This is a genomic window from Cupriavidus phytohabitans (assembly GCF_017815025.1).
GTDB lineage: Bacteria > Pseudomonadota > Gammaproteobacteria > Burkholderiales > Burkholderiaceae > Cupriavidus.
In genome coordinates this window covers 1-587 of record NZ_JAGIQB010000239.1, presented here as the reverse complement: position 1 = coordinate 587, position 587 = coordinate 1, and the positions used below count along the sequence as shown (strand labels likewise).

Here is a 587-nt window from a genome sequence, read left to right as displayed (position 1 = left end):
GCGCACCACTACCAGCGCTTCATGCCGATGCTGATGACCGCCGCCGGCACCGTCAAGGCCGCGCGCGTGCTGATCCTGGGCGCCGGCGTCGCCGGCCTGCAGGCCATCGCCACCGCCAAGCGCCTGGGCGCGGTGATCGAGGCGTCCGACGTGCGCCCCGCGGTCAAGGAACAGATCGAATCGCTCGGCGGCAAGTTCCTCGACGTGCCGTTCCTGACCGACGAAGAGCGCGAGATCGCGCAGGGCGTGGGCGGCTACGCGCGCCCGATGCCGCCGGACTGGATGAAGCGCCAGGCCGAGCTGGTGCACCAGCGCGCGATCCAGGCCGACATCGTCATCACCACCGCGCTGATCCCGGGCCGCAAGGCGCCGGTGCTGCTGCAGGAAGCGACCGTGCAGCAGATGAAGCCGGGCTCGGTGGTGGTCGACCTGGCCGCCGCGCAGGGCGGCAACTGCCCGCTGACGGTGGCCGACGAGGTGGTCGAGCGCCATGGCGTCACCCTCATCGGCCATACCAACCTGGCCAGCATGGTGGCGGCCGACGCCTCGGCGCTCTATGCCCGCAACGTGCTGGATTTCCTCAAGCT

At 70.9% G+C, this 587-nt stretch carries 1 protein-coding gene; it reads left to right on the top strand.

Annotation, left to right across the window (positions count from 1 at the left end):
• A partial coding sequence (locus tag J8I34_RS34320) for a Rossmann-fold NAD(P)-binding domain-containing protein (protein ID WP_500784455.1) occupies positions 1-587 on the top strand: 587 nt, incomplete at both ends.